Source organism: Polaribacter cellanae (assembly GCF_017569185.1).
GTDB lineage: Bacteria > Bacteroidota > Bacteroidia > Flavobacteriales > Flavobacteriaceae > Polaribacter > Polaribacter cellanae.
The window spans coordinates 1,890,675-1,916,651 of sequence record NZ_CP071869.1; the positions used below are offsets into that span (position 1 = coordinate 1,890,675).

The following is a 25,977-nucleotide window of genomic DNA, read 5'->3' on the forward strand; positions in this document are numbered from 1 at the left end:
ATGAATCTAAAAGGTGTTCTTTAGTTGGGTGAATAAGGTTTTAAATTTACAATCATCTGGCTCAATGTTGAAATCGTAGTCTCATAAGCCTCATCATTAATGCCTTTCATTGCTGCAACCTTAATTTCTTCTTGAATTTTTAAAACTTCGGAATAGGCCATTTTCCCTTTTCGGGTAATTTGATAATCGCTGTTTACTGAAGAGATTAGCCCCTTATTTTCAAAATGTTCAATTAAAGTTTTGATTTCATTTTCTTTAGTGAAAAAGCTTAAAAAATCAATGATTGCTGTTTCGGTGGTTCTTTCGTTTTCTTTCAAATAATTTAGAAATTGCCATTCAAGTCTGTTGAAAGAACCATAGTCTTTTGTGGTTCTTGTTAGGTTTGTAAATACATCATTCGTTATTTTTACCCAAGCTCCAATAGATTTTTGTGCTGTGTTCATAGCTCGTTTATTTATTCAGATTAATATTTGTCTACAAAGGTTAATTTTAAGAGTCGGCTTTCTATTTCTTTGTTTTCTCCAAAAGAAGTGTAGCTTCTTTTTTTGTTACAATGGCTTCTGAAAACCACAGGAATTCATCGATGAATTTCTTTGTGTCCTTCGCGACAGAAGAGTTCAAGGAACTATAATCGTCGGAAAATGCGTTCTGTATTTCCGGCACCAATAATTTTAAAGGCATAGGGTAAGCGCCCAAACTCAATATTAGTTGCTGTAAATGTGTGGATGCATTGATGCCTGCCATCTTACCAGCAGAAGCAGTTGCTACCCCTATTGGTTTTTTATGAAATTCACTCCAGAAATAGTCCAATAAATTTTTTAAAGCACCAGAATAACTGCCGTGATACTCAGGCGTCACAAAAATGAGGGCTTTTGCTTTGGATATAACAGAGCCTATATTTTGAACATTCGAAATATCGGTTCCGACCTGACCGTAAATAGGTAACGGGGTCAAAGTTAAATCAACAATCTTCGTGTCTTGCCCTAGTTCATTAAGCTTATTTCCTAAAAAATATGCTAGCCTATGAGATTGTCTCTCTTGGCGCACGCTACCGAGTAGTATGGTTATATTCATCTGTTCCTTTGTTTTGGCTTGCATTCTTTTAAAAGTATAGCATTGCCTATTACAAATACAAAAGAACATTTATTTAAAGAAACTCATTATGTGGTTAATTCCGTAAAAATGGTAACTTTTGCGGTTCTCTAAAATCACAATTTTCTATATGAAAGTGGGGTCATTCCTTCGTGCTTTTTGAAAGCTTTGGTAAAATAGGAAGCATCATCGTACCCTAGCCAAAAACAAATTTCTTGTACCGTCATACTCGTTTGGCGCAATAGACTCTTTGCTTCTAAAAAAATATGTTGAAGGATGAGAGACTTTGCAGTATTTCCCGTTTCAGAGAGTAATACTTCACTTAAATATTTTGGACTTATGTTCAATTTATTTGCGTAAAAGGCTACCTCTTTATTTTCTTGAAAGTAAACAGGGATTAATTTTTTGAAATCAGAGGTCAGCTTTTCTTTTTGGGACGTATTTCGAAATTGGCTGTCATCAATCCGATGACAGCGTTTTACTAACATTAAAATTGAATAAATAATGCCTGGTACCAAGTCTTCGTTATCACTCAAATCCTTAAGGGACTGAAATAATACTTTAAAATTTTCAACGTTTTGGCTTGATATATTTATTACGTGATTTCCTCCTGCATTGAAACACGACATCTCTTTTAAGAATGATGGTTTTAAACCATCTTTAAAAAGTTCTTCTGTAAAATAAATCGTATCGTGGACTGCCTGATATTCTCCCTTCCATTGGCATACTATACCGGGTCCAATAGTAACTAGACTGCCAGTATCAGTATAATATTTCATGCTGCCAATTTGAAATGGTCTTCTTTTGCCAGAGTATGTGATGCCAATTCCATACGCAAAGGTTCTAAATGGAAAGTTTATAGATGCTTGCTTATAAGTGTCTTGATTGGCAAGAAAATAAGGTGTACTCAAAGAATGGGCTCTTAATTCCTTTAAATGCTCATAAATATTGAATTTATTTAAATTTTGATTTTTCATTTATTAAAAAAGTTGTTGTATGATCAAAAATCAATAACACTATCCAAAGCATCATCAGCATCTTTGTGGATGAAATTAGCTTGGTATTTTATTGTGGTAGTGACGGATGAATGTCTATAAAGCTTTTGAAGCATTTTAATCGGAATCTTATCTTCTGAAATGTGACCGAAGCTGTGCCTTGCAATATGCATAGTTACTTTTTTAGTAATTTTTGCTTTTTTCGCGACCTCTATCAAATATTTGTTGAATTTTTTTGTAGCTGTTTTGGTTTTTGCATAAACATCTTTTGCATCGTTGATATCCGCTTTTTTCATTTCGGGAAAAATAAAATCATCATTGTTCTGCTTTTCTGATTTGTAATTTTCCAAAATAGAGAAAACTTTTTCCGGTATTTTGAGGGAAAGTAATTTGGAATTCTTGTTCATACGGTAATGAAGCCTTCCGTCATAAATATCCGACCACCTAATTTTAAGAATATCAGCAGCTCTTATTCCAGCAAAATAGAAACTGAAAAGCCAAACGTTTCGGGCGTGAATTTCGTTTTTAGTAAGATTTGTTGTAGACTCGAATGACTTAATTTCCTTTTTTGTCAAACCAATTTTTTCTGTTTCGGGAAATTTTATTCTAATCTTACCAGATCCAAAGGGATAAAGCTTTCTATCAACAATTCCCATTTTTATGGCCCTGTTGTAAATTGTTCTTATGACTACAAGATTATTAACTATAGACCTTTCTGAAAGATTTAATTTCTTGAGATAAATTTTGAATTTTCTCAAAAAGGCTTCGTCTATTTCTTGAAAGGTCAACTGCTTGGATTTGTAAAAGTTTATAACGTGATTAACACGAGCCTTATCTGCTGACAGTTGGGATAGTTTTTTATTTGATTCAAGCTCGGAAAGAAAATCGTTTGCAACTTCGTAAAAGGTGTTTGCTTTAGTATCCGTGTAAAGAACTTCTTTAATCTGATTTGCGGAAAAGTCCTTTTTGTCAGATTGTAAATCTACAAGAGCTTTATTAGCCTCTAAAAGCTTTGTAGAAATCAAATTATTTAATCTGTCTGCATTATTATGGGATTTTCTAACTCGTAGGTTCTTCTCATCCCAATCTTTTAAATCGATATAATGACCAACATAATGATATGTTGATCGACGGTTTTTTGTAATACGGATTGCCAAAGGATAAAGGCCTTCTTTATTAGCTTTTTTTCTTATAACAACTTTTGCATTTGAGGCCATACCTTTAAATTTAGATTATAAAGATAATCATTTTTGGTACAACATAGGTACAACATTTATTGATTTTAAATCATATCAGATACGATAATATAATATTAATCAACTGCTAAACAATTGATTATGAGTAAATTTGATAAAATATATAGTTAAATACGCTGGATTCAAAATCCAGTTCTTTCGGGAGTGTGGGTTCGATTCCCACCTTGAGTACTATAAACCTTAACTTTAAAAAGTTAAGGTTTTTCTTTCCTAACCATTTTAACAAACAACTCCTTTCCATTTCTTCTTTCTACAGAATTGTAACAATTTTTAAAAATTACTAGTTCAAAAAGAGGTTTAAAATAAGCGAGATATTCTTTTTTAGAGCCTCCAAATGGTGGACGATTATCAAACAAAGGTGCATTGAATAACAAACCAACCAATTTTCCTTTTTTGTTGAGAAGTTCGTGCATCTTAACTGCATATTTTTCTCGTAAATTAGGATTAAGGGCACAGAAAAAGGTTTGTTCGATTATTAAATCGAAAGTATCGTTTACATTAAAAAAATCTTCGTGAAGTAGTTGTGAAGCCGGAAAATTTGGAACTCTATTTTTAATGTTTTCTAAAGCTGTTTTAGATAAGTCTACAACAAATACGTTTTTAAAACCTAGATGAAACAGATATTCTGCTTCATAAGAATTACCTCCTCCAGGAATTAATATTTTTAGGCTTTTATTTTCTAATTGATTAAAGTAAGCTTTTAAAGGTGGAGAGACTTCTCCTAAATCCCAACCAATATCGTTCGTTTTGTAACGATTGTTCCACGTATTTTCTGATAAGTCCATTGTGTAAATTTAAATATACTCAAAGATAAAAAAACCCGAGTTAAAAACTCGGGTTAGTCGTCAAAATACTACTACTTACTAAATAGTGTGGGCTTATAAACCGCTTTAATTACAAAGATATAATTACGTTACAAAATTAGTAGCTTTGCATTTTACAAAATATGATAATTATCATATTTTTTGTGCCTTAACTTATCCTTAACAAAAAGTAACAATTAAGATATAAAGAGTATTAGCTTTTATTTGTAGCAACTACTTGGCTTTTTTATCGCTATTCATCAATAAAAAAACGGCAGTTACCAAACCAATTATTACCAAGGCAAAAATACCAATCATAATTGTGCCATTTGTCCAAGAAACCAGAGGGAGGTTTAAATAATTCATCGTTTCATTTATTTTTATTTCAAAAATAAACAAAAATTTTATTTTAAATTATGATAAAAATCAGCTTTTAGAAATTCACATTTAAAATATCTCCACTTAATTGTAGTAGTTGCAATTCAATTAATTTTGCATCGAATTTTGCGTTGTTAAATGCTGTTTTAGAGTTGATTAAATTAATTTGCGCTTGCCTAAATTCTATGGAAGTTACTTGCCCTAATTTGTAGCGCTCTTGCGTTCTATCGAAATTATTCTGCGTGGTTTGCACATTTTTTTCTTGTGCTTTTAAAATAAATAGTTGATTGTTATAATTCTCCCAAGTATTTTTTAAATTATTAGAAATGGTTACTTTTTGTTGTTCTAACAAAATTTGCTGATTCTCTAAAGCGATTTTAGCATTCGCAACTCTTGTTTTTGTAGTTCCGCCATCAAAAATATTCCATGTTAAATTTAAACCTGCATTTAAACCATCGGAAGTAATTAAACGCGCCCCAAAAGGATTTACCAGATTTTCGTTTTCTGTTCTGTTAAAACCATAAGAAGTAGTAAAATTTAAAGAAGGCAAATAACTTGCTTTGTTTATTTTTATATTGAATTCGCTAATCGCAATATTTTTTTCGTTTTGTTTTATCAAACTATTGTTTGCCAAAGTTTTTTGCTGCAATTCTTCAAAATTCATTAATTTATTAAACTCAACTGCTGTTTCTACTTCGTAATTCGCTACTTTTTCAACGCCTAAAATAATGTTTAAACTACGTTTTGCATTGCTTAATTGTTGTTTGGAATTTATTAAAGTAATACTATCGTTGTTAATATCTACTTCTGCATTTAACAATTCTAATCTGGTAGATTGCCCATATTCATATTGATATTTTGCGCGCTCTAATCTGCTTTTAGAAATCGTTAGTGCTTCTTCTAAATTAGTAGTATTTTCCGACAAACGTGCAATTTGAAAATACACTGTAAACAACTGCAAATAGGTGTTTTCAATAGTTTCTCTTGCCTGAATTTCTGTTAAATTATAGGTTTCTTTTAATTGCTGATAATTATATTTTCTACCCAAACCATCAAAAATTGTGTAGTTTAATCCTAAAGATGCATTGTAGGTTTTTGTAACAACTCCATTACCAACTCTTTCATTATCGCCACCAGTATTTGGGTCTGTAAACACAATTGTTTGGTTATTTCTTCGATAATCTGCTCCTGAATTTAAAGTGGCAGTTGGCAAATAGCGCGTATTGTAAATACTCGAATTATTTTTTGCAACTTCTATATTATTATTTGCAATTTTAATTCCGAAGTTATTTTCTAACGCAATTTCTAAGGCTTCTTTCTTTGTTAAAATTTCTTGTGAAAACCCTTTTAAAGTTGCTAAACAAAGAAAAAATAGTATCGCTTTTTTATTCATTTTTGTCTTTTTTATAGTTAGATTCTAACCTTTCTTGTGCTTCTTTAGCTTCGACTTCTGTAGTACTTCCATCATTATAATTAGACTCTATAATAGCTCTTTCTACTTCTTCTTTGGTAACATCTTGGTTGGTTCGTAACCATTTTATTTGCACTTTTATCGTGTTAGAAGCTGCCAACATTAAAGGTAGCATTACCAAGGTTAAAATGGTTGCCAATGCAATTCCATAAGCAATGGAAATTGCCATTGGAATTAAGAACTGGGCTTGCCTACTTTTTTCGAAAATTAAAGGTGCTAAACCTGCAATTGTGGTTAAAGAGGTTAAGAAAATGGCTCTAAAACGAGATTGCCCTGCTTTTATCAAAGCATCATCAAATTTAAATCCTTCTTTAAGATAACTGTTAAATTTACCAATTAACACCAAACCATCGTTTACCATAATTCCAATAAGGGCAATAATTCCTAAAAAGGATAAAATTCCGATGGAAAAATTATGAATATAATGCCCCCAAATAACTCCAATCATACTAAAAGGAATCATTATTATTAATAAAATTGGCTGACTGTAAGAACGAAATGTGAATGCAATTACAATATAAATCAACAATAAAATAATTGGCCCTACTAAATTTAAAGAATCTGTTGTTTTTTTCGCTTCTCTATTTTGCCCTTCATACAAAGGAGAAACTGTTGGATATTTAGATAAGATTTCTGGCATGATATTATTTTTAATATTATCTAAAATCTCGGTTTCACTGGTTTCTAAATCTTTTAAATCTGCCGAAATTTGTATTTCGCGTTTTCCTTCTAAATGATTTATGGCAATATCTCCTCTTTCAATCGTATAATTTGCAATTTCCGATAACGGAACACGAGTTCCTATTGGCGTAATAATGCGCATATCGTCTAAATCGTTAATCGAAGATCTGTCTTTTTTATCGTAACGAACCCAAACTTTAATTTCGTCTTGTCCTCGTTGAAAACGCTGTGCTTGAAAACCGAAAAATCCAAAACGAACTTGCGACATAATCGATTGTAAATTCAACCCTAATAAATAGGCATTGTCTTTTAATTTAATGCGTACTTCTTTAATTCCTGCAGGATCGTTGTCTGTAACATCTTTTAAAAGCGGATTGTTTTCCAACGTTTGTTTTAGCTCGTCTTTTACGGCTTTTAATTCTGTAATATTGTTTCCTAATAAAGAAACTGCAACAGGGCTACCTCCAAAATTACCTCCAGAACCAAAAACCAGACTTTCTACTCCATATACTTTTCCTACTAATTTCTGAATTGCATTGGTAATTTCTGGGGAAGAAAAATCTCTTGTTTCTCCAGGTAAAAGATTTACACTTAAAGTAGCATTTGCACTTCCTGGTCCTACTCTTTTAATAACGTTTTCTACAACATCTTCGTCTCCACTTTGTTTTGCTGTAAACTCTTTATTAACCAGCCATACTTTTTCTTCAATAAAAGAAATTACAGAATCTGTAATTCTCTCATTGGTTCCTTGAGGCATATTTAATGTAATTTGAACTCGATCACTGGCTACTCTTGGAAAAAATGAACTTTTTATAATGCCACCTTTTAAAGCTGAAAAGCTAATAAATAAAGTAGCAATAAATAAACAAAAAATAAAAATCTTGTTGTTTAAAGAAAATTTTAAAAACGGCACATAACAGTTGTCTCTAAATTTGCCTAAATACTTGTCTGCACCTCTGTTTATTTTGGTAAAAAAAGCATCTAATTTATTGGTTTTTTTGTCTTCGTCATTTTCTAATTTTTTTCTATCTAAAGCTTTTGAATGTGCAATGTGAGCTGGCAAAATAACTAAGGCTTCAATTAATGAAACAGACAATGTTAAGAGTACAATTGTAGAAACTTCTCCAAAGAAACTTCCTATTCTTCCATCCACGAAAAAGAAGGTAGAAAACGCAATAATGGTGGTTAAAATTGCAGATACAATAGGTGGAATTACTTCCATAGTTCCATCGATTGCTGCTTGTACTTTTGTTTTTCCTAAATCGTAATAATGATGATAAATATTTTCGCCAATTACAATTCCATCATCAACCAAAATACCAATTACGATTATCATTCCAAATAAAGATAATACATTAATAGTAACCCCAAATTGACCAGCAAAAATAAACATTCCTAAAAAGGCAACTGGCAAACCAAAAGCTACCCAAATTGCCAAACGAAGGTTTAAGAAAAGTGCTAAAAAGAACAACACTAAAAGGATTCCTACGATTCCGTTTTCGACCAATAATTTGGTTCTTCCATTTAAGGTAATACTCCTATCGCTAGTTACACTTAATTGAACATTTTGCTGTTGTTGGTTGTATTTATCTATGTAATCTTTAATTTTATCGGCAGAGGATATTAAATCTTCGTTATTGGTATTACTTACTGTAATATCGATGGCTAAATTACCATTATAATACAATCTATCTGGGTTTTCGGACCAAGTATCTCTAATTTCTGCAATGTCTTTTAAACGAATAATATTTCCATTCGTTTCTGTTCTAACAATTAAATTCTGAAGCTCAATTCCATAATAAGATCTGTTACTAGCACGAATTAAATAATCTTCGTCAGTCGTTTTTATGTTTCCACCCGTAATTAAAATATTTGAGTTTCGAACGGCGTTTGCAACTTCTGTAAAAGACATTTTGTAGGCACGCAAATCGTTTTCACGAACCGCAATTTCGATTTCTTCTTCTGGAAAACCAGAAATCTCTACTTGCGAAATTCCCTCAATTCCACGAATGTCGTTTTCTACATTTCTTGCGTATTGTTTTAAAGACTTTAAAGAAACATTGTCTCCACTAATGGTAAAACTTATGGTGGGTCTTATACTTTCTACCTTTGCAATAACTGGTGGTTCCATTCCAGAAGGGAAAGAAGGTACTCTATCTACTGCGTTTTTAACATCCGATAAAACAATGTCTATATTTTTCCCTTTTTCTACCTCTACATTTACACTTGCCGAGTTTTCTCGAGAAACAGAAGTTACTCTTTCTACACCAACAATTCCTTTTAAATTATCTTCAATTTTTAGCACAACTCCTTCTTCTATTTCTGCTGGAGAAGCTCCAGGGTATGCTAAAGAAATTCTAATTAATTGCGAATCTACCAATGGAAAAAAGGAAGATTTCATATTTAATGCTCCCAAAATACCAAATGCAAAAAATGCAAAAACCATAACGTTTACAGCAACATGGTATTTTATAAAGTAAGTAATTATTTTTTTCATCTAATTACTTCTTTTTATTAATTTTTACAATCATTCCATCAAAAGCTCCTGGTAATGTTTGCGTTAAAATTTTATCGTTATTATTCAATCCTTTTACAACTACATTATCTGCCGAAAAATAAACTGGATTCACATTTACTAAGGTTAAAACACTATCGTTTTTAACGGTATAAACTGCATTATTATCAATCAATAATTTTCTTGAAATTTCAATGGCATCACTTTCAGATTTTGCCACTAAAGCTGCTTCTAAAAACATACCTTCCTTTAAATCTAAGTGTTTTACATCGATAAATGCTTTTATAGTTTGCGAAACTTGGTCTACTTTGCCATTTACACGAACTACTTTTCCTGTATATCTTTTAGATTTTTCTAAATTAGACAAGGCAACAGCATTGCCTACTTTTAATAAATCTGCAAATGCTGCATTTACAGAAACTTCCATCTCGTAAATACTAGGATCTATAAATTCGCCTAATTTTTGCCCAACTCTAATTAACGTTCCTGGGCTTACTAAAGCTTCCGTTAAAATTCCTGAAAAAGGTGCTCTAATTTGATGTTTAGAGTTACGAACTTCTAAATTTTTAACATTGTAATACGCTGTTAAAATACCTCTTCCAGAAATAAAATATTTCTCTTTATCTGTAGAAAATTCTGGTAATTTTGGTGTGGTTTTATGAATATCGAAAGTTTTTAAATAGCTTTCCCATTTTTTAAATTCATCTGGATAATCTAAACGTATATCTGGCATTATAGATGTTAGCAAATTATATAAACTACTTTTTTGAGATTGTAAGCTTGCATAAAATTCATCACTATTAATACTTACTAAAGTTTCTCCTCTATAGTATTTTGTTCCAGCTTTAAATGGTTTTTTAGAAGGTTTAAAAATTCCTTGTACTTCAGAAAAAATGTCTATTTTATTTTTTGCAATTAAATTTCCACTCGCTGTAAGAATAATAGGGATTTCTTTATTTTCTACATTTTTTACAAAAACCATTTTTATTTGTTTTTTAAACTTTGGTTTTCGTTTTTGGTTTTTTTCTACAATATAATTACCTAATAAAACAGCACCTACAATAGCTAAAACTCCAAGAATAGCTAATATTATTTTTCTCATAACTAGTTAGTTGAACCTTCTGAATAAGAAGAAGGAATAAAGATTTTTTAATAATTCTTATAAATATAATAGCTTATAAGACAAAAGTTAAATGAAAAGGTTTAAAAAACTATCTGTTAAAGAAATGTTATAAAAATATCTTTTAACTTTAGAATTTCTCGTGCTTTTAAAAATACGAAAAAAAAATTGTTTTAATGAAAATTCTAAATTTGTGTTTTTAACGATTCTCAGAAAGGAAATAGATTGCATTTTATCTGGGAAAACCACGACATAAAATATAATTTAGAAAAAATGGATTTAAGCAAACAACAATCAATTGATGATTACTGGACACACAGATCGCGTTTTCCTGATAAAAATGAAATTCCGTTTTTTAATAATGGCAGCTGTGTGCATTCAAGGTTTATAAGAAAAATTGAGAATAACAAAATTTGTTTAATTAAATAACACATAATCACAAAAAAACAGAACTATGCAAATAATTAGAACTATTTTAGAAGATTCTAAAAGTTTAATCCATTATATGCATTCATTTGATTTTTTGTAAAAACACAAATACTGCTTTATTTTATAGTTCTATCGATAAAATTCCTACTAAAAATTGGGAGATTCTCGATTGCGAAAACAATGTGTATTTTAATCGCGAGTTTTTAAAATCGATTGAGAAAAATCATCCAGAAATTACATTTTCTTATATTATTTTGGTGGATGATAATGCGTTTCCTATCGCACTTTCGTCAATTAAAATTGTTAATTTTTACATGAATTCTATTCAGAATAACTTTTATTTTTTAAAGAATTTAGGGAAAAAATTACGCATCTTAAAAGATAACAAACCTTTACGGTTATTAATCTCTGGAAACACTTTTGTAAGTGGAGAACATGGTCTTTTTATCAAAAAAAATCAAAATAAACAAAAAGTAATTTTAGAATTGGCAAAAGCTATTAATTATTTTGTAAGCTCTAATAAAGAATTAAAAAATAAGATTGATGCTTTTCTACTAAAAGACTTTGTAAACGAATCTTTGTTTATTACAGATGAATTAACAACTGTGGGTTACAATCCGTTTTCTGTAGAGCCAAACATGTTATTAAATATTGATGAAAATTGGCAAAGTTTTGATGATTATTTAATTGCCATAAAAACCAAGTTTCGAGTAAAAGCGAAAAAAGCATATGCACAAAGTGCCTCCATTACCATTAAAGAAATAACCTCTGCAAATATTGAAGAAAAACTGACTGAAATGACTGCTTTGTATAAAAAAGTAGCAACAAACTCTAACTTTAATTTGGGCGATTTTAATTTAGAAACGTATAAAGATTTCAAAGATAAATTCGGCGAACAATATATTTTAAAAGCATATTATTTGCAGGATAAACTGGTTGGTTTCATGTCTGGAATTATAAACAATAATTCTTTAGATGCCCATTTTGTAGGTATTGATTATGGTTTGAATAGAAAATATGCAATATACCAAAGAATGTTATATTCTTACATAGAAATTGCCATCAATAAAAAATTAAAAACTATTAATTTTGGAAGAACTGCAAGTGAGATAAAGAGTTCTGTGGGTGCAGTTCCACAAGATTTAACCATGTATTTTCGTCATAAAAAAAACATTACAAACAAAATATTAAAGTTATTTTTGCAGAGAATTCAACCTACACCATTTCAACAAAAATTTCCATTTAAAAAAAACAGCAATAAATGCAAACAAGTAAAGAATTAATAGACCTTTTAGATTTAAAAGATTTAGGAGAAAATAATTTTAGCGGAGATAGTTATACGATTGGAAGTCCACATGTTTTTGGAGGGCAAGTTTTGGCACAAGCAGTAAATGCTGCTTACAGAACGATTCCAGAAAATCGATTTTTACATTCGCTACATTCCTATTTTTTAGAAGCTGGAGATTTAACAGTTCCTATAAATTATCATGTGGCAGAAATGCGAAATGGAGGAAGTTTTTCAACAAGAAGAGTTACTGCAAGTCAGCATGATAAAACCATATTTATTATGGCTGCATCATTTCATATTAAAGAGGATGGTTTTGAGCACCAAACAACATATAATTCCAAGATAAAACAGCCAGAAGAATTATTAAGTTGGGATGATATGTTAGCACAATTTGGCGACTTTTTACCAAAATCTACCAAAGCTTTTTTAAGTGTAAAAAGACCTATAGAATTTAAACCTGTAAGAGTTCCAAATCCTATGGATCCAAAAGATTTACCAGCAAATGAGCATGTTTGGTTTCGTTTAAAAGGAGATCATAAAGATTTAAATATAAGAACTAAACAAGAAATTCTTACTTATATTTCTGATTATAATGTTTTAAATGCTGCTTTTAACCCAAATGCAAGCAAACATAATTTTGGAAACACGCAAACTGCAAGTTTAGACCATTCTATGTGGTTTTTTAGAGATTTCGCTTTTAAAGATTGGATGCTTTTTTCAGCAGAATCGCCAAATGCTTTTGGTGCAAGAGGTTTGGCAAAAGGAAATATTTTTACAAGAGATGGAAAATTAGTTGCTTCTTTTGCACAAGAAGGATTGATGAGACCGAAAAAGTAGGCAGTTTTACAGTCTTCAGTGGGCAGTCTCAGTGGGCAGTAGCAGTAGCAGTAGCAGTAGCAGTAGCAGTAGCAGTAGCAGTAGCAGTAGCAGTAGCAGTAGCAGTAGCAGTAGCAGTAGCAGTAGCAGTAGCAGTAGCAGTAGCCAATTTCAAAAAAAAAATGCACTTTTGCGACTTTGCGAGAAAAACTTTGAAACTTTGAAACTTTGAAACTTTGAAACTAAAATTTTAAAAAAAACATGAATCCATTAACATACATTTTAACCACAAACGGTTTGCTATTTTTAATTAGTATTATTTTTTGGAAATTTCCACCGAAAAAAATCAATGCTATTTATGGTTATAGAACTGCAAAAGCAATGCAAAACCAAAAGATTTGGAATTTTGCAAACAGTGTTTTTAATAAAAACTTATTAATCTATTCTGGAATTTCTCTTTTAGCTGGTTTGGTTTTCGCTACCTATGCAACTAAAGCGCTTTCTTGGCAACCTATGGTTTTGGTGCTTTTATCTATCTTGGTAAGTATTATAAAAACCGAACGTGCTTTAAATGATAATTTTACGGATGAAGGAAAATTTAAAAGCTAATCGTTTCTTAGAAACTCGCTACAAAAGAAAGAGATAAATTTCTACCTGGAGAAGCAACTCCAGAAGCAAACTCTATATAATGTTGGTCCAACAAATTATCTAACCTTGCTTGTACAGAAAAATTACTACTTACAATATAACTTCCATTTAAACCGAGAGTAACCCAACTTGGAGAACCAAAGTAAATTTCTTGTTCTGTAGTACCATTTTTATTTACAATTGGTGTTAAATCGTGGTTGTCTATCCCTTCTGTAATATTAAAATCTTCGATATCTTTTTTAGCGTTGAAACGAATATTTGCTCCCAATTCTAACTTATCTGCATTGTAATTTACTTCAAACTGACCAAATAAAGGTGGAATTGAAGACATGGGCTCATTCGTATCATAGGTTCTACCTTTTGTATAAGTTACAAAGCCAGAAGTTTTCCAACGATTCGAAATTCTTCCTAAATAACTTGCTGTAACTCCTGTAATATAAGCTGTTCCTTTATTTTGATTCGATACTGCATTTCCATCTTCTCCATCGAAACTTTGTTGTTTTTTTGCACCATCTGCATTGTAGATAAAGTCTCTTTGAATGTAATTATCTAACAAGGTATAAAATGCATTGGCTGCAAAACGAAATTTCCTATCATTAAAATATTTTAAAATTCCAACTTCTGCATTGTAGGCAAATTCTGGGGTTACTGTAATGTTTGGAACGGTTACATTTCCAGACTTTTCTCGAACTCGCCCCACATCATCGATATTTGGAGAGCGAAAACCAGAAGATAAAACACTGTTTATTTGCCAATTTGTATTTGGTTTATACACATACCCTAAAGTTGCAGTTACTGCAGAATGGTTTGCATTAATATTGTTATCTGGAAGCTTAATAAAAGTCTCGTCAATCCATTTTGCATTTAAGTTGGTGTTTGTAAAACGAATTCCCGAATTTAAGGTAGATTTACTACTTACATCTTGCCTATAATCTACATAAACAGCAGAACTTACATAATTACTCCCTCCATCTGGATAACGAGATTGTACTTTAAAATCGTTCGAAAAACCATTAATTTCTCCATTTACAATGTTTAATTCTTTTCCGTAAGAATTGGATTTTACATCGTTATAAGTAAACTCGAAACCATAAGCAAGTGTTCTTTTCTTATCTGTTGTTAATGGCACAGAAAAGTCTCCATTTAAACTAAAAACATCTACACTTTCTTCTCTGTAAGAACGATTTAAACTCCCAAATTTACGTTGTATTCTGCTTTCTTTTAAATTTTGATATGCCACAGTTATTGTTCCATTATCAATCCAATTTTTATTTGGCTCTAACAGTAGCTGAGAAGATAATAGTAATCTTTGTTGTGGTCCGTAATTCCATTCTGCAAACTTTAAAGTGTTATTTTTTAACTCTGTTAAGCGATCGAATCTTGGAATATCGGAAGTTGTAGAATATTGTAAATTTATTTTTAAATCGGTATTTTTAGAAAGTGGCACAAAGAATTTTTGTAACACATCTGTTTGGCTATACCCTGTATTTCGCAACAAATTTGGGTCGGAATTTTTGGTTGGACTCTCTTTGTAATTTCCATTTACATTTTCGGAATAGAAAAACACTTTTCCCCAATCTTCAAAACCATGAGAACGTCTTTCTCCTGCTTTTAAATCGCCAAAATTACTGTAAGAAATACTTGTTAGAGAGGCCCATTTTCGTTTTCTAATTTCGGCAGTTATATTGGTTGTTATTTCGTTATTTACTGTTGAAAATCTTGAGAAAACCTGACTGATAACTTCTTCGTCTTCCGACAGTTTTGGTGTTTTTGTATAATAATGTATTACACCTCCCAAAGCATCTGAACCATACAAAACAGACGAAGGCCCAAAGACAACTTCTGTTTTATCTAACATATTTGGTGTTACTGTAATGGAGTTTTGTAAGTGTCCTTTTCTATAAATGGCGTTGTTCATTCGAACGCCATCTACTACTAATAAAACTCGGTTCGATTCCATTCCACGAATTACTGGGCTTCCTCCACCAAATTGCGATTTTTGTACTTTAATTCCAGGGATTGTGGCTAATAAATCTGCAGCTGTTTGTGGCGAAACTCTTTGAATATCTCTGGTGGTTAACACTGCAATTTGCTCTGCAATTCTACTCGATTTTTCTGCTTTTTTAAATACGGAAAGTACAATTTCGTCTAATTGCTCGGATTGTTTTGTTAAATAAACAACGTAATTATTTTTTGCAATGGTATTTTTTTTAACTCTTAAAACTGCGTATGCAATATGAGAAAAGTTAACAATTTCATCTTTTTTAAATTGAGAAAGATCTACCAAACCTTTATCGTTCGTAGTTATATTAATAGTTTGGTTGTCGTTAAAAACACTAACATTTTTAACAATTTTTCCTGTTTTTTTATCTAAAATTTTTACGTTTTGTGAAAACGCATTTCCAACAACACAAAAAACAAATACAAAAATTAAATTTCTCATTAACTAAAAACGGTTTCTAATACTTGTAACGATTTCGGTTTTCTAAAACCGTCCAAATGTAATTCAAAATATCTAATAATTATTTGTAGTACCAATTGCCTTTCATTTTTACCAAAAGACACGTTTTCTATACCATCAAAATTTATGCCTAACAGCTTTTTAAATTGATAAAAATAGTTCCCAGAGATTATATTTTTTTCTGAAGTAGAATCCGTAAAATTTCCATCTAACAAATTAAAGCCCGTTTTTGTAGCTTCAGACAAGTCTGGATAAAATCCTAAATACCTTGTAAAATTCAGCAAAAACAACAAGTGAAAGTTCGCTATTTTCTCATGAACATCTAACCAAACAAAGGCTGTTTCTAAGTAGTTGTACAATGGTTCGTTTTTTTCTTCTTCTTGGATACTGTAAGACAAAACCTCCGATAAAAACAAAACGACAGATTGTTTTACAATATCTTTGTAAATAGATTTATACGGATTTAAAATTTGGACTTCCTTTATGGAATGAAGTGTGCTTTTAGAGCTATGATTCGCAACAATATTCAATTGCGTTAATGGTTGAAAATAGGCTATTTTTAAGCCACCTTTCTTGGCTTTTAAAACACCTCTAACTAAGTACGATTTTAAGCCACTTTCTGCTGTATAGCATTTTACGATTAAGCTTGTATCGCTATATTTTAACGTGCTTAAAACAATTGCTTTTGTGCTTACAACCGACATTAATTTACGATTGCAATTTTTGTTACTGAGGTTTCGGAGGCATCGTCGTTAGAAAGTAAAACAATATAAATTCCTGAGGCTACTTTATTTCCTGCTAAGTTTTTCTTGTTCCAAACTACTTTTCCTCCTTGTAATTCTTGCCCCTCTACAACATTGGTTTCGTACACCAAATTTCCAGCGACATCTAAAATTTTAACATTGGTTCCTTTTGGAAGATGTGTTCCATTTCTACCATCTATTGTAATTGTTTCGTGATTTCGTAAAGCAGGGTTTGGGTATGCATATACCTCTCCTAAAGTTTCTCCAAAAGGTGCTACTTTACTATTGTAAGCAACAATTCCTTTTGCAGTTGCAAAGAATACTTTTCCAGTGGAATTATCGACCTTAATTTTTGCTATTCTGTTCGATGGTAAAGGAGAGTTTTTTTTACTTAAATTAGCTAAAGTGTTTTGTCCATTTGGGTTTGTATATAAAACACCTCCTCTATCCGTTCCAAACCATTTATTGTCTGCTCCATCTACAGCAATAGAATTTATGGTTTGATTGCCTAAAAGACGATCTCCAAAACCATCTGAATTTGCATTTACAACAATTGGTTTTGCTTCTGGGTTTTTATCGTCAAAAACACCAGACGCATTGTTGTAAACTACCAAACCAGATTTTGTACCAATCCAAACTCTATTACTTGCATCTACAGCTAATGTTCTTACATTTAAATCTGGTAAATTCCCCTCATTTGGACTGGTAGTTAGCGATTTCTTTCGGTCTCCATTTTCGTTATAAATATACAAACCATTTCTTCGAGTTCCAACCCAAAGACTATTGCTTTTATCTACAATTATTTCATTTAAACCAGGAGAAGAATTTGTTTGTACTGAACTTAAATCGATTCCTTTCCATTGTCCGTTTTTAGATAGTTTATGAATCTTTTTATCTACTTCGTAATTCGTTACCCAAAAGTTTCCTTGGTTGTCGAAAACAGCTCCATTTGTTCTAATATTTATAGATGGTAAAGAAATAACAATAGGTTCTAATGTGCTATTTAAATGATTGTAAATTGTAGTTAAAACATCGTTTTCCACCACTAAAACACCTCCTGTTGGCGAGGAATTTATGTCGCTAGTAATTCCAGATGCACTAATAAAAACTTTATTTTCTTCTATTGGATCTATAGTCACAGAAACCAAATCTTTTGGTAAATTAGGTGTGTATTTTGTGTTGATCCAATTTTCTCCATTAAAATGGCTAAAACCTTGCCTCTTTTGTGTTGGAGTATAAGTTGCGGAATAACCTCCATAAACCACCCAAAGATTATTATTAAGTACATCAATCGAAAAAACATCGTTAGATAATGGTCCTTCTGGATGAATTTCTACATAAGTTGTAGATTGATTTAAAGAACTTCCTAAAATTCCGAATTCTTTCGTCGCTAAAAAGGCAGTATTGTTTTCAAAAAAAGCGGTGTTTAAAGAGAAATTAAAATCTGTATTTGTTATAAAAGCAACTTCTTCTATTAACGATGTATTTAATACGACTGCTTCGTTTTTTAACGCAACAGTTACATGAGAATTCGAAGCTTTTACATTTTTTACATCTTCATTAAAATTTCTAACTTCCGTTAAACTTGTAGCTCCTAGCTTTAATAAAGAAGAATTTTCTGTAACAAAAACTTCAGCATTAAAAATTACAATCTCTTTAAAATTTCTGCCATTGAATTGTTTTGTCCATTTCGTAAAATCTATTAATGAAGTACTATTTGCATCTGCAGAAAAAATTCCTTCTTCTGTTACTGCATAAATAACATCATTTAGAATTGCTGTTTGATTTATTTTTACGGAGCTAGATCCTATTCCAATAAAATAAGTATCGCCAAATTCTAATTTTTCGATGTCGTAAACCACAATTGCAAAGGGTGTAGATAAGTATAATTTTTTATTATATTCCGAAATATGATTGATGCTTTTTTCTCCTGATTGATTAAAATTTATAATATCCGAAGATATTGTTATCGTGCCATCTTCATCTACAACCTCTACCAAACCATTTTCGTAACCTATTATTAATCTTTTATATGCTTCGCTATAGTAAATAGAAGTGGTGGTTTCGCCAGACAAACCTTGTACAGAAGATAATTTATTTACTTCGCCAGAAACAGCATCGTAGGTAAAAACGGCATTATCTGCCAACGCATAAATTGTATTGCCTACTTTCGTAAAGTCTTTTACATTGTTGTAAGAAAAGAAATCTTCCCAAGAATCGCTATAATCTGTTTGAGAATAAATGCTGATAATGGAAAAAAGTAAAATGTAAATTGAAAAACGTTTTTTCATCAAAATAAATTATATTTCAAAGATATTTAATTCTTGTTACAATAACGATAAAAGAAATACATTCGTACAAATTAAAGAAAAGAAGAATATATGAACATAGAAATAGAGCGCAAATTTTTAGTAAAAAACGACAACTTTAAGCAAGAAAGTTACAGAAAAACCTATATAAAACAAGGGTATTTAAATTCTGATGAAAAAAGAGTGGTACGTGTTCGAATTACAGATACTGAAGCTTTTTTAACCATCAAAGGAAAATCGAACAAGAAAGGCACTACAAGATTCGAATGGGAAAAATCTATTGCTGTTTTAGATGCCGAACATTTATTGCTTTTAAGTGAACCAACTTTAATAGAAAAAACTCGATTTTACGTTAAAAAAGGAAATAACACCTACGAAATTGATGAGTTTTTAGGAGATAATTTAGGTTTAATTGTAGCAGAAATAGAACTAAACTCCGAAGATGAAAAATTTGAAAAACCAACTTGGCTAGGAAAGGAAGTTACAGGAGATGCCAAATATTACAATTCTAAAATTAGCAAACATCCTTTTAAAAATTGGACATAAAAAAACCTCGAACAAAAGTTCGAGGAGATTTAATAAACCTACCCCCTAAATAAATTTATAAAGCCTAAAATCTTAACTAAAGTTAAAGAAATAGTAAGCCTTACAAAAATAATTTTTTTTTCTAAATAAACAAGATAATTGTTAAATTTTTAATATTTATCATAAATTTTACCTATAAATAAAGGTAATTATTATAAAAAAACACCTTACAAACAATATATTGCAAAAAAGTGACTTAAACTTCCTAACAATACAAAAACATGAAAAATTGCGTGGTTGTAGGGCAGTTTTCTTATCGAATATAAAATAGCACCAATACTGTAAAAAACGCCTCCGAGAATTAGTAGCTTTAACCCAAAAGGAGATAAGCTTTTAGACAATGGTTTTATAAAAAACAACACTTGCCAGCCCATTAATAAGTACATAGCAGTAGAAACAATATTAAATCTACCCGTAAAAAAAAGTTTTAAAATAATTCCAATAAGTGCAAAAAGCCATACAAAAATAAACATATACCAACCTAAACTAGAGTTTAAACCCACCAAACAAAAAGGGGTATAGCTTCCTGCAATTAAAACGTAAATTGCTGCATGATCGAATATGTTTAGTTTTCTTCTTTTTTTAGGATTTTTTGCTGCATGATAAAAGGTAGAAGCTGTATATAAAACGATTAAACTTAGTCCGTAAATTATAAAGCTCGTTGGTTTCCAAAAACCGTTATAATTTAATGCTTTTATCAATAAAAAATGAAATGCAATAATACTTAGAACAAAACCAACAGCATGAGTAATAACATTTAAACGTTCTTCTTTTACAGAATATTCGTAGTTTAATTTCTCGCTCATTTTTTTCTATTTATATCTTTCATATATTCCATATCATCTAGCAAATCGTTATACATAAGTTGATAGGTTTGCTCTTTTAAAGCATCTAAATCTTTATTATTTAAATCTTTTGTGTTAATAAATGTATGTTGATGCACTCGTAAAACACCAGGTCTTCCTTTTAAAAAATCCCAAGAAAAAAAACGTTTACAATCGTAATAAACTTGAGGTACAACTGGTATTTTATATTCTATTGCCAAACCAAAAGCCCCTCTTTTAAATGGAGCCAAAACTACATCTTCAGTGGGTACTAATCCTTCAGGAAAAATTGCCATACTTACTCCGTTTTGTAATCTTTGTTTTGCCATATTATAAACCCTTTTTCTACTCTTGGCACTGCTTCTATCGACCATAATAACAACTCTTTTGTAGAAAAAACCAAAAACAGGAATTTTAACTAGTTCTTTTTTTCCCACAAAAACAATGGGATTTTTGCTAATGGCAATTAGTACAAATGGATCCATTAAAGAAGTATGGTTGGGACAAAACATATAACTTTTATCTGGCTCGATATTTTCTTCTGCTTTAAAATCTAATTGAAAACCCATTCCATAGATAAGTATCTTAGAAATAATTCTTGCTACTTTCCAGAAAAGATGATAATGTTTCTGCTTAAAAGAGAATATAAATAAAAAAGGAGATAGCACCAATAAAGAGGTAAACATTAAAATGTAAAACCACAAACGCCAGAGAAGTAAAAAAGGAATTTTTAGAGATTTCAAAAAACTTAATATTAAATTGCTTTTTTTCTTAATTAGGTTGTCGAAAGAAATTATCAATATAAAACCCATCTTAGAAAACAAATGTAGTAATATTCTTTTGTTTGATTAATTTTCTTAAACAAAACCTTATTTTTGTGGTCAAACCATCCCAGATGGTTTTTGTATCTCACTCATACTTAAAAAAAGAAAAGTATAAAAATATGTCAAGAATTTTAACAGGCGTACAAAGCACAGGAACGCCACATTTAGGAAATCTATTAGGAGCTATTTTACCTGCTATAGAAATGGCGAATAATCCAGCAAATGAAGCATACTTATTTATTGCAGACATGCATTCTTTAACGCAAATTAAAGATGGTAAAGAACTTAGAGAAAATACATACAGCACAGCTGCAACTTGGCTGGCTTGTGGTTTAGATATTAATAAGACTGTTTTTTATAGACAAAGCGATATTCCACAAACTGCAGAATTAACTTGGTATTTAAGCTGTTATTTTCCTTTCCAACGTTTAACGTTGGCACATAGTTTTAAAGATAAATCCGACAGATTAGGAGATGTAAATGCTGGTTTATTTACCTACCCAATGCTTATGGCCGCAGATATATTATTGTACGATGCAGAAATTGTTCCGGTTGGTAAAGATCAATTGCAACATTTAGAAATTACAAGAGATGTTGCTGGAAGATTTAACAATATGGTTGGAGAAACATTGGTGTTACCACAAGCAAAAATTCAAGAACATACCAAATTGGTTCCAGGAATTGATGGCGAAAAAATGAGCAAGTCTAGAAACAATACAATTAATATCTTTCTAACAGATAAAAAGTTAAGAAAACAAATAATGAGTATTAAAACCGATAGTTTGGCTTTGGAAGACCCCAAAAACCCAGATACAGATACCATTTTTGCTATTTACAAATTATTAGCCTCAGAGACACAAATTGCAACAATGAGAGCCAATTATTTAGGTGGAAATTATGGTTATGGACATGCAAAACAAGCCTTGTATGAATTAATCGTAGAAAAATTTAAAACGGTTCGTGAGAAATATCATCATTATATGGAAAATAAAAACGAAATTGACAACGCTTTAACTATTGGTGCAGAAAAAGCAAGAAAAACGGCGAATTCTGTGATAAAAAGAGTGCGAAGTAAAATTGGTTATTAAACAAAGGGTTTAAATCCCTTGTTCTAAAAAAAGCTCTTTTCTATTAGTAGAAAAGAGCTTTTCATTTTTATAATGACGTTTTAAAATAGTTTTATTTTACACTTATTGTATAATAAGTTGTTTAGACGTTGTGCCGTAACTGGAAGTAACTGTTACTGTGTAAACACCAGTAGTTAAATTAGTTAAAGGAGAAATATCAACTAAGAAATTTTGGGTGTTGTTAATAAAAATTACTTCTTTACTATATACAGTAGCACCTGTAGCAACTTTTGTAAAGGCAATTTTACAATTTATATTTTCAATTGCTAGTGGGTTTGTGGTTTTAGTTCTTCTATCTAAAGATATGGTTACAAACCTTTCTTGTACTGGGTTAGGTGTTAAAGTAAAAGTTACAAAGGGTTGGGGTGCTGGAGTTGTTGGAGTTGTAGAGGTAGCTGTTTTATACACATTGGTATCTGTTGCACAACCACACTGGTTTATTGCTGTAACTTCTACTTCTAATAAACCACTTTTACTAAATACTATTTTAGAACTTTCATTTAAAGAAACTTCTTGTATGGTTGGCAAATCATAGTTATAGGCACTTCCATCTGGTAATACATCTCCAGAAGAATCAGGAAGTGTTCTATAAAAATCTTCTTGAAAATAATAATCAATTAACGACACCAAACTTGCTACACTTTTGGAAGCTAAAGTAGGCAAACCACTATCTGTTAGTCGCAAGCAAGATGTATAAGGTACAAAGTCGCCAACCAAAGAGGCAGGGTCGTAATAGGTATGTGTACCTGGAGCGTCTTCTGGAATGTACTTTTTTTCTCGGGTATATTTCCAAGAGATAGTGTTTGCTAAGGTTTGGTCTATTGTAATTTTACTACCATTGGTTATAGATACATTTGGGTAGTCTGCAGGTTTTTTACCCGCTAAAATAGCATCTCTTAGAGAGGTGTCTTTAAAACTTATGGTGGGTTTGTTTAAAACCCTTACTTGTTTTGTTACTTTTTTGCCATTTGATAAGGTTGCAATTACAGTAGATGGTGTATTTGTAGTCTTTCTGCCAATAGGTTTTACAATTGCAGTATAATCTGTGGTGCTTACGATTTGCAAATCGGGGCTTACTGCCCAAGAAGTTGCTTTGGGTGATGCACATTCGTTTAAATAGAAAGTAACTTCATTTTTTTTATTTAAGCATAAAGTTTCTCTAAGTGATAAATATGGTGTGGTGGAGTTTGGAACGGGAAATTGTCTATTTCCATTAAACTCTTTTAAAATCCAATCTATTTTTGTTGCATTTAAAGTTATATGTGGTTCGTTTTTATTGGGTGCAAAATAACTGTCAAATGGTGTTTCATTGGTACAAACCAAATTACGACGACTTAAATTCTCGTGCCATACTTTATTAGTGCCTTTATAAGCTAATGAACTTTTAGTTGGAATAAATGATGGACTTCCTTGATTGAGGTTAAGATATACAGAAGAATTTAGCGCGTTTAGTAACAATGGAACTAAAAATTTTACTGTTAGCTGAGTAGGTTTATCAGTAATTTTTAATAAATTGTTTGCCGCAATACCAGCATTAGAATTTGTAAGTGGAAGTTTAATACCTAAAAACTTTTCAAATTGATTTTTCATGTCAAAAGTACCACCTGGAGAATTATCTAAACTTCCATTTTCCGAATTGTCTACTAAATATACAGATTTTGTGCTTTTAAAGAACAAGAATCTTTTATATCGCTCAAATATTTTATGCCTACCACCGTCATGGGTTGCAAATGTTTTAATGTTGTACTTTCCAACACTTCCTAAAATTGTTTGTACTACTTGTATATTATAGTCTAACATTTCCCCTTCTGGAGTGCCTTGTCTTGCACCATTTATACTACCATTAATTAAAGCCAAATTTCTATTGGTATTATTAGGAAAACCTAAATTATTTAAAAGATTTTTAAATGTATTTCTAAAAGAATAATTGCCAGGATACTTTTTTAATTCAGGTGCTATCCATTTATATATTAAACTGTTAACGCCATATTTTTTTGCCAATTCTGCTAAAGTAATTGGTGGTGGATTTTGTATTAACAACATTTGTCTTGCTGCAGGACTTTTTAGTAACGATACTTGTTCTTGCTCCATAAAGGTGAAAAAGTATTGTAAACCAATAGGTATATTTGCACCTAAATGTGGGCTATCGAAACTTACCCAAATATCTGCATTGTGGTTTTGGTTGGCTTGCTCCATTTGGGTTAAAGCAACTCTACTTATTAAACCACCCATACTTGGACCAATAATTTTTAGTTTTTCTGTACTACCATTATTTACTAACTTTCCATTAAGTTCTGCAATTAAAGCTTTTAATACATTGGCATTACGCTCTATATAATCTGCGCCACCATCTCTGTATATATCTACATTTATATCTCTATTACCTCCGTACAAACTTGCAATGGTTTTAGTTTCTGTTCTAATTTTATATTTCGGAAAATTTAAAATAACCACATCAAAACCAGCTGCAGCAAACTTCTGCATATTTGGTTCTTTTCCTTCATTATTTATTAAGTATCTTATTGAACCAGAACCTCCATCGATATCTCTTGTATCACCTGGGTCAAATCCATCTAAAATAATTAGTGGTTTTTGTAGGGTTCTTCTTTGTACTTTTTTAGCATCATTACCAAAAAAGATTTCATATTCACCTTCGCCATAGCAATTTCCTCCACAATCCGTAGCTTCGTCATAGCCTTTAAAGGGTTCTGTTGCTACTATTCTTTTCACTGCATTCGTTTTGTGTAAAGAAGTTGTAACTTCTACATGTATAGTAGCTTTACTTATTAGTTGTTTGCCATTAGTATATGTTGCTTTAAATGTTAATGTTTTAAGGCCAGAACTAGCAAACGAAAATGTAAAATTTGCATTTGTAAGTGTACCGTTTTGTACAATAGGTATCGTTTTGTTGTTGTAAGTAACTTGTACAGTATGTAGTGGCAACGCAGCTTGGTTTAATACTAAAATATCTGTTTTAAAAGTAACAGGAGTATTGGCTTGTGTTTTTATACTTTCTGTAATTACTGGACTTGCTAAAAACACCTGCTTATTTTCATACGGTGAGACACTTGTTGCACGGTTTCTGGCAACCAGTTGCGCAACAGTAATTTTGTCGGTTTCAAAGCCTTGCAAAGTAGCGTTGGTAAATTGGGTAAAGTCCATATTTATAATACCTACAGAAATTATATTTTGTTTTTGATAGTGTGTAGCTATTGCCTGTAAGTCGTGTAGAGACAAATGTTTTTCAGTAGGGGTTAAACGAGCATCGTATAGCTCTTGCCAAGCATGTTTAAAGTGCTGTGGGTTTGTTTCAATGATATTGCCTGCCTCACGTAAGTTTGCCAACCCTAATATTCTATCATATAAAATACTGTTTTTATAAAGAGCTTTATCTACTGCCAGCAAGGGGGCTAAAGTTAGCGTACTCTCCTGTGTGTATGTAAAAGCGTTGTTTTCTAAAACTGGTGTATTAATAGGTTTACTTTCTTTTGATTTTTGGGCAATACCATATAAAGGGATTAATAGGAGTAAAAAAAGTGTAATTTTTTTCATAATTTTGAAATGTTAAGTATTAATAAATTTGTGTTTTTTGTATTTAATATATTTAGCAGT

The 25,977-nt window shown here is 31.1% G+C and carries 21 protein-coding genes; 5 read left to right on the forward strand and 16 right to left on the reverse strand.

Annotated elements, in window-relative coordinates:
- Nucleotides 1-20: 20 nt before the first annotated feature.
- The 9 genes from J3359_RS08430 to J3359_RS08465 form a co-directional block, all read right to left on the reverse strand.
- Nucleotides 21-443, reverse strand: coding sequence for a hypothetical protein (locus J3359_RS08430; RefSeq protein ID WP_208080244.1), 423 nt, complete (start codon nt 441-443; stop codon nt 21-23).
- A gap of 61 nt (nt 444-504) precedes the next feature.
- Nucleotides 505-1,098 carry an NADPH-dependent FMN reductase gene (locus J3359_RS08435; protein WP_208080245.1) on the reverse strand — a complete coding sequence of 198 codons (594 nt, stop codon included), beginning with the start codon at nt 1,096-1,098 and terminating at the stop codon, nt 505-507.
- A 110-nt stretch (nt 1,099-1,208) separates the two neighbouring features.
- On the reverse strand, nt 1,209-2,069 hold the full coding sequence (locus tag J3359_RS08440) for an AraC family transcriptional regulator (protein WP_208080246.1): 861 nt from the start codon (nt 2,067-2,069) through the stop codon (nt 1,209-1,211).
- 23 nt (nt 2,070-2,092) lie between these two features.
- Nucleotides 2,093-3,304 (reverse strand): site-specific integrase, encoded by a 1,212-nt coding sequence (locus tag J3359_RS08445; protein WP_208080247.1) that lies wholly within the window; start codon nt 3,302-3,304, stop codon nt 2,093-2,095.
- 233 nt (nt 3,305-3,537) lie between these two features.
- Nucleotides 3,538-4,128 carry a methyltransferase domain-containing protein gene (locus J3359_RS08450; protein WP_208080248.1) on the reverse strand — a complete coding sequence of 197 codons (591 nt, stop codon included), beginning with the start codon at nt 4,126-4,128 and terminating at the stop codon, nt 3,538-3,540.
- A gap of 252 nt (nt 4,129-4,380) precedes the next feature.
- Nucleotides 4,381-4,512 (reverse strand): hypothetical protein, encoded by a 132-nt coding sequence (locus J3359_RS18395; protein ID WP_302850210.1) that lies wholly within the window; start codon nt 4,510-4,512, stop codon nt 4,381-4,383.
- Nucleotides 4,513-4,579: 67 nt separating this feature from the next.
- On the reverse strand, nt 4,580-5,917 hold the full coding sequence (locus J3359_RS08455; protein WP_208080249.1) for a TolC family protein: 1,338 nt from the start codon (nt 5,915-5,917) through the stop codon (nt 4,580-4,582).
- Entirely contained in the window at nt 5,910-9,173 is a 3,264-nt protein-coding gene (locus tag J3359_RS08460; protein ID WP_208080250.1) for an efflux RND transporter permease subunit, read from the reverse strand. The genes J3359_RS08455 and J3359_RS08460 overlap by 8 nt, the downstream gene beginning before the upstream one ends.
- Nucleotides 9,174-9,177: 4 nt before the next feature.
- Nucleotides 9,178-10,293: an efflux RND transporter periplasmic adaptor subunit gene (locus tag J3359_RS08465; RefSeq protein WP_208080251.1), complete on the reverse strand. Its 1,116-nt coding sequence runs from the start codon at nt 10,291-10,293 to the stop codon at nt 9,178-9,180.
- A 533-nt stretch (nt 10,294-10,826) separates the two neighbouring features.
- On the opposite strand from J3359_RS08465, the gene J3359_RS08470 reads away from it, so the two are divergent.
- Nucleotides 10,827-12,023, forward strand: coding sequence for a peptidogalycan biosysnthesis protein (locus J3359_RS08470; RefSeq protein WP_243766009.1), 1,197 nt, complete (start codon nt 10,827-10,829; stop codon nt 12,021-12,023).
- Nucleotides 12,002-12,865 carry an acyl-CoA thioesterase gene (locus tag J3359_RS08475; RefSeq protein ID WP_208080252.1) on the forward strand — a complete coding sequence of 288 codons (864 nt, stop codon included), beginning with the start codon at nt 12,002-12,004 and terminating at the stop codon, nt 12,863-12,865. The genes J3359_RS08470 and J3359_RS08475 overlap by 22 nt, the downstream gene beginning before the upstream one ends.
- 28 nt (nt 12,866-12,893) lie before the next feature.
- On the opposite strand, the gene J3359_RS18400 is transcribed toward J3359_RS08475, so the two are convergent.
- Complete coding sequence (locus J3359_RS18400; RefSeq protein WP_302850211.1) at nt 12,894-13,019, reverse strand: hypothetical protein; 126 nt, start codon at nt 13,017-13,019, stop codon at nt 12,894-12,896.
- 86 nt (nt 13,020-13,105) lie between these two features.
- Between J3359_RS18400 and J3359_RS08480 the strand changes: the two genes are divergently transcribed.
- Nucleotides 13,106-13,453 (forward strand): SdpI family protein, encoded by a 348-nt coding sequence (locus J3359_RS08480; RefSeq protein ID WP_208080253.1) that lies wholly within the window; start codon nt 13,106-13,108, stop codon nt 13,451-13,453.
- A gap of 7 nt (nt 13,454-13,460) precedes the next feature.
- Here the strand turns inward: J3359_RS08480 and J3359_RS08485 are convergent, their stop codons facing one another.
- Genes J3359_RS08485 through porZ form a run of 3 tightly spaced genes read right to left on the reverse strand, consistent with a single transcriptional unit; the run spans nt 13,461 to nt 18,987 of the window.
- Nucleotides 13,461-15,935, reverse strand: coding sequence for a TonB-dependent receptor plug domain-containing protein (locus tag J3359_RS08485; protein ID WP_208080254.1), 2,475 nt, complete (start codon nt 15,933-15,935; stop codon nt 13,461-13,463).
- A complete protein-coding gene (gene recO, locus J3359_RS08490; RefSeq protein ID WP_208080255.1) occupies nt 15,935-16,657 on the reverse strand; it encodes a DNA repair protein RecO in 723 nt (240 codons plus the stop codon). Before recO ends, J3359_RS08485 begins: the two co-directional genes overlap by 1 nt.
- Complete coding sequence (gene porZ / locus J3359_RS08495; RefSeq protein WP_208080256.1) at nt 16,657-18,987, reverse strand: type IX secretion system anionic LPS delivery protein PorZ; 2,331 nt, start codon at nt 18,985-18,987, stop codon at nt 16,657-16,659. The genes recO and porZ overlap by 1 nt, the downstream gene beginning before the upstream one ends.
- A gap of 90 nt (nt 18,988-19,077) precedes the next feature.
- On the opposite strand from porZ, the gene J3359_RS08500 reads away from it, so the two are divergent.
- Nucleotides 19,078-19,551 (forward strand): CYTH domain-containing protein, encoded by a 474-nt coding sequence (locus J3359_RS08500; protein ID WP_208080257.1) that lies wholly within the window; start codon nt 19,078-19,080, stop codon nt 19,549-19,551.
- A gap of 206 nt (nt 19,552-19,757) precedes the next feature.
- On the opposite strand, the gene trhA is transcribed toward J3359_RS08500, so the two are convergent.
- Complete coding sequence (trhA, locus tag J3359_RS08505; protein ID WP_208080258.1) at nt 19,758-20,396, reverse strand: PAQR family membrane homeostasis protein TrhA; 639 nt, start codon at nt 20,394-20,396, stop codon at nt 19,758-19,760.
- Nucleotides 20,393-21,157, reverse strand: a complete 765-nt coding sequence (locus J3359_RS08510; protein ID WP_243766010.1) for a lysophospholipid acyltransferase family protein — start codon at nt 21,155-21,157, stop codon at nt 20,393-20,395. Before J3359_RS08510 ends, trhA begins: the two co-directional genes overlap by 4 nt.
- A 200-nt stretch (nt 21,158-21,357) precedes the next feature.
- On the opposite strand from J3359_RS08510, the gene trpS reads away from it, so the two are divergent.
- Entirely contained in the window at nt 21,358-22,326 is a 969-nt protein-coding gene (trpS, locus tag J3359_RS08515) for a tryptophan--tRNA ligase (protein ID WP_208080259.1), read from the forward strand.
- 102 nt (nt 22,327-22,428) lie between these two features.
- On the opposite strand, the gene J3359_RS08520 is transcribed toward trpS, so the two are convergent.
- On the reverse strand, nt 22,429-25,917 hold the full coding sequence (locus tag J3359_RS08520) for a T9SS type A sorting domain-containing protein (RefSeq protein ID WP_208080260.1): 3,489 nt from the start codon (nt 25,915-25,917) through the stop codon (nt 22,429-22,431).
- Between the last annotated feature and the right edge of the window lie 60 nt (nt 25,918-25,977).

Coding starts and splice junctions, on each gene's coding strand:
- J3359_RS08430 (WP_208080244.1), bottom strand. CDS start 443: ATGAACACAGCACAAAAATCTATTGGAGCTTGGGTAAAAATAACGAAT.
- J3359_RS08435 (WP_208080245.1), bottom strand. CDS start 1,098: ATGCAAGCCAAAACAAAGGAACAGATGAATATAACCATACTACTCGGT.
- J3359_RS08440 (WP_208080246.1), bottom strand. CDS start 2,069: ATGAAAAATCAAAATTTAAATAAATTCAATATTTATGAGCATTTAAAG.
- J3359_RS08445 (WP_208080247.1), bottom strand. CDS start 3,304: ATGGCCTCAAATGCAAAAGTTGTTATAAGAAAAAAAGCTAATAAAGAA.
- J3359_RS08450 (WP_208080248.1), bottom strand. CDS start 4,128: ATGGACTTATCAGAAAATACGTGGAACAATCGTTACAAAACGAACGAT.
- J3359_RS18395 (WP_302850210.1), bottom strand. CDS start 4,512: ATGAATTATTTAAACCTCCCTCTGGTTTCTTGGACAAATGGCACAATT.
- J3359_RS08455 (WP_208080249.1), bottom strand. CDS start 5,917: ATGAATAAAAAAGCGATACTATTTTTTCTTTGTTTAGCAACTTTAAAA.
- J3359_RS08460 (WP_208080250.1), bottom strand. CDS start 9,173: ATGAAAAAAATAATTACTTACTTTATAAAATACCATGTTGCTGTAAAC.
- J3359_RS08465 (WP_208080251.1), bottom strand. CDS start 10,293: ATGAGAAAAATAATATTAGCTATTCTTGGAGTTTTAGCTATTGTAGGT.
- J3359_RS08475 (WP_208080252.1), top strand. CDS start 12,002: ATGCAAACAAGTAAAGAATTAATAGACCTTTTAGATTTAAAAGATTTA.
- J3359_RS08480 (WP_208080253.1), top strand. CDS start 13,106: ATGAATCCATTAACATACATTTTAACCACAAACGGTTTGCTATTTTTA.
- J3359_RS08485 (WP_208080254.1), bottom strand. CDS start 15,935: ATGAGAAATTTAATTTTTGTATTTGTTTTTTGTGTTGTTGGAAATGCG.
- recO (WP_208080255.1), bottom strand. CDS start 16,657: ATGTCGGTTGTAAGCACAAAAGCAATTGTTTTAAGCACGTTAAAATAT.
- porZ (WP_208080256.1), bottom strand. CDS start 18,987: ATGAAAAAACGTTTTTCAATTTACATTTTACTTTTTTCCATTATCAGC.
- J3359_RS08500 (WP_208080257.1), top strand. CDS start 19,078: ATGAACATAGAAATAGAGCGCAAATTTTTAGTAAAAAACGACAACTTT.
- trhA (WP_208080258.1), bottom strand. CDS start 20,396: ATGAGCGAGAAATTAAACTACGAATATTCTGTAAAAGAAGAACGTTTA.
- trpS (WP_208080259.1), top strand. CDS start 21,358: ATGTCAAGAATTTTAACAGGCGTACAAAGCACAGGAACGCCACATTTA.
- J3359_RS08520 (WP_208080260.1), bottom strand. CDS start 25,917: ATGAAAAAAATTACACTTTTTTTACTCCTATTAATCCCTTTATATGGT.